General features: G+C 34.4%; 3 protein-coding genes. All 3 read right to left on the reverse strand.

Features of this window, described 5'->3' with window-relative positions; genetic code table 11:
• Positions 1-111 precede the first annotated feature (111 nt).
• From ACO409_RS10455 to ACO409_RS10465, 3 genes are read right to left on the reverse strand one after another with little or no spacing between them, the layout of a single operon-like run.
• Positions 112-2,340, reverse strand: a complete 2,229-nt coding sequence (locus ACO409_RS10455) for a heavy metal translocating P-type ATPase (RefSeq protein ID WP_485557030.1) — start codon at positions 2,338-2,340, stop codon at positions 112-114.
• A 33-nt stretch (positions 2,341-2,373) separates the two neighbouring features.
• Positions 2,374-2,646, reverse strand: coding sequence for a cation transporter (locus ACO409_RS10460; protein ID WP_315048546.1), 273 nt, complete (start codon positions 2,644-2,646; stop codon positions 2,374-2,376).
• 33 nt (positions 2,647-2,679) lie between these two features.
• Positions 2,680-3,147: a CopY/TcrY family copper transport repressor gene (locus ACO409_RS10465; protein WP_485557031.1), complete on the reverse strand. Its 468-nt coding sequence runs from the start codon at positions 3,145-3,147 to the stop codon at positions 2,680-2,682.
• Positions 3,148-3,266: the final 119 nt, after the last annotated feature.

A 3,266-nucleotide genomic window follows, 5' to 3' on the forward strand; every position in this document is an offset into this window, starting at 1 on the left:
TTTTTTTATATCATTTCTACAAGTTTGTAAATTGCTATTTATTAAAAGGTATTAAGTCATTTTCTATTTATAAATTATAATATTGTAAACTTCAACCTATTTTTTAAAATTCTATTTAACTTTAAAAAATTTCAATCTCAAAGCATTCCCCAAAACAGATACTGAACTAAATGACATTGCAAAAGCCGCTATCATCGGATCCAATTTTGGACCATTGAAGAATGCGTAAAATATTCCAGCGGCAAACGGAATTCCCAGTACATTATAAAAGAATGCCCAAAACAGATTTTCCTTTATATTTGTGATTGTCGCTTTACTTAATGCTATTGCACCTGCAACATCTCTCAAATCGTTTCTAATTAAGACAATATCAGCCGATTCTATCGCAACATCTGTTCCATTTCCTATTGCAATTCCAACATTTGCTTGAGCCAATGCTGGTGAATCGTTAATTCCGTCTCCAACCATTGCAACAAATTCATCTTTTTCCTGAAGTTCCTTTACTTTTTGAGATTTCTGATTAGGCAGCACTTCTGAAATTACATCATCTATTCCCACTTGTTTTGCGATAAATTTGGCAGTTTTTTCGTTATCTCCAGTTAGCATTATTGTCTTGATTCCCATTTTTTTCAGTTTTTCTATAGCTTCCTTGCTTGTTTCCTTGATAACATCTGCAACTGCAACAAGTCCCGCAAATTCGTTATCAATCGAAATGTACATTGGCGTTTTTCCTTCATTCGACAAAATATCATAATCTTTTTGAGAAATTTCCACATTGATTTTTCGATTTTCCATCAATTTTCTATTTCCAATTTGAACTTCCTTGCCTTCAAATGTTGCACGAATACCGTAACCTGGCATTGCCCTAAATTTTTCATACGGCTTAATTTCAATATTTTTCTCTTTTGCTTTGTTTACGATTGCTTCTGCCAATGGGTGTTCTGAATCATTTTCCACACTTGCAGCAATTTTTAACAATTCATTTTCATTATATTTCCCATAAGCAATCAAATCAGTAAGTATAGGCTTTCCTTTCGTAATCGTACCAGTCTTGTCAAATACAACTGTTTTTATTTTGTATGCTGTTTCAAGAGCTTCTCCACTTTTGATAAGGATACCGTTTTCAGCCCCTTTTCCAGTTCCAACCATTATTGATGTAGGTGTTGCAAGTCCCAATGCACACGGACACGCAATTACAAGTACAGCGATGAAAAACGACAATGCAGTAACCAATCCACTTCCACTCAGAAACCAAGCAATCCCTGTAATTATCGCAATCCCAATAACAATCGGCACAAAATATGCCGACACAATGTCTGCCATTCGAGAAATCGGAGCCTTTGACCCCTGTGCCTCCTCAACCAGCTTTATAATTTGTGACAAAACTGTATTTTTACCAATTTCAGTCGCTTCAAATCTGATACTTCCATTTTTATTTATACTTCCTCCAACAACCTTATCTCCAACTTTTTTGCTTACTGGCAAACTTTCTCCTGTCAACATTGACTCATCAACAGAAGTCGCCCCTTCCACAATTCTTCCATCCACCGCAATTTTTTCTCCCGGCTTCACAATAACAATATCTCCAACTTTCAAATTTTCAATCAGAACTTCCTTTTCCGCTCCATTTTCAATAATTTTAGCCTTTTTAGGTTGAAGTCCGATAAGTTTTTTTATTGCCGATGAAGTTTGACCTTTTGTTTTTGCCTCCAGCAGTTTTCCAAACAAGATTAACGTAATAATTGTACCAGCCGACTCATAATATAAATCCATATGTGCTTCAGGGTCTACAGTTACAATTCTAAAAGTTGCGTAAATTCCATAGAGTACCGCCGCTGTTGCCCCAATAGCAATTAATGAATCCATTGTTGGAGATTTTCTTACTAAATTTTTAAATCCATGTGAAAAAAAATCTCTCCCAGCATAAATAATAGGCAAAGTCAACACAAACTGTGCCAACGCAAAATTAAGCGGATTTACCTTAGGATTCAAAAATTCAGGAAGTGCTGCCCCAAGCATATGCCCCATCGAAATATACAAAAGTGGAACAACAAAAATAATTGCCAAAATTAATCGATTTTTCAAGCTTTTTATTTTCTCTTGATAAAGTTCCATCTTTTTATCTTCTGTCATATCCTCAACCAGTCCATACCCAGCCGACTCCACTATTTCCCTAATTTTGTCAAAATTATATTTTTTCTCATCATATTCAATATTCAATTTTTCAGTTGCAAAATTAACTGAAGCGTTAATATCATTATTTTTATTAAGTGCCTTTTCCACAGCATTGGCACAAGATGCACAGCTCATTCCAGTTACTGTATAGTTTTTTTCTACCATAATCTTTTCCTCCTTCATTTAGTACAATATATCTTAAATATGCTTATGTCCACTATGTTCGCAATTACACTGCCCCTCCATCTTTTTATCTTCTGTCATATCCTCAACCAGTCCATACCCAGCCGACTCCACTATTTCCCTAATTTTGTCAAAATTATATTTTTTCTCATCATATTCAATATTCAATTTTTCAGTTGCAAAATTAACTGAAGCGTTAATATCATTATTTTTATTAAGTGCCTTTTCCACAGCATTGGCACAAGATGCACAGCTCATTCCAGTTACTGTATAGTTTTTTTCTACCATAATCTTTTCCTCCTTCATTTAGTACACTATATCTTAAATATGCTTATGTCCACTATGTTCGCAATTACACTGCCCTTCAACACAATCACACAAAACTTCTTCCACAGCCGTTTTCCTCCTTTCCTCTACAGCCTTTAAAATCAAATCCAAGTCGTCAAAACTCAGTTCACTGTTCTCAATAACTTTCCCTATCATTTCTCCAACTTTCGTTTTACAAATTTTATCAAAAGTTCCTAATATATAACTGTTAGCAACTTCTTTTTCTGTAAAATCCGTCAAATAAATATACTTGTTCCCAATTTCCCTCTTTTTCAAAATATTCTTTTCCAGCAGCCGATTCAACAGCGTCTTTATTGTAGCCGGTTTCCAGTTCATTTTCTCACAAAGCACCTCTGCCACAAACTTGCTCGTAACTTCGCTATTTGCCCACACAACTCGCATTATTTCCCATTCTGCATCGGTTATATGCTGTTTTTTATCGATTCTGCAATTTTCTTTCACATTCTTACCTCCTTTAATGTTTACGTTTGTAATCTTTTTACATTATATAGTTTACAACAGTAATCGTTTTTTGTCAAGTATTTTTTTGTATAGATGTCAAACATTTGTTACAAAAATAT

This window comes from Leptotrichia sp., assembly GCF_057270615.1.

What these genes read in the sequence shown, in the direction of transcription:
- ACO409_RS10455 (WP_485557030.1), bottom strand. Translation starts at nt 2,340, where the DNA reads ATGGTAGAAAAAAACTATACAGTAACTGGAATGAGCTGTGCATCTTGT.
- ACO409_RS10460 (WP_315048546.1), bottom strand. Translation starts at nt 2,646, where the DNA reads ATGGTAGAAAAAAACTATACAGTAACTGGAATGAGCTGTGCATCTTGT.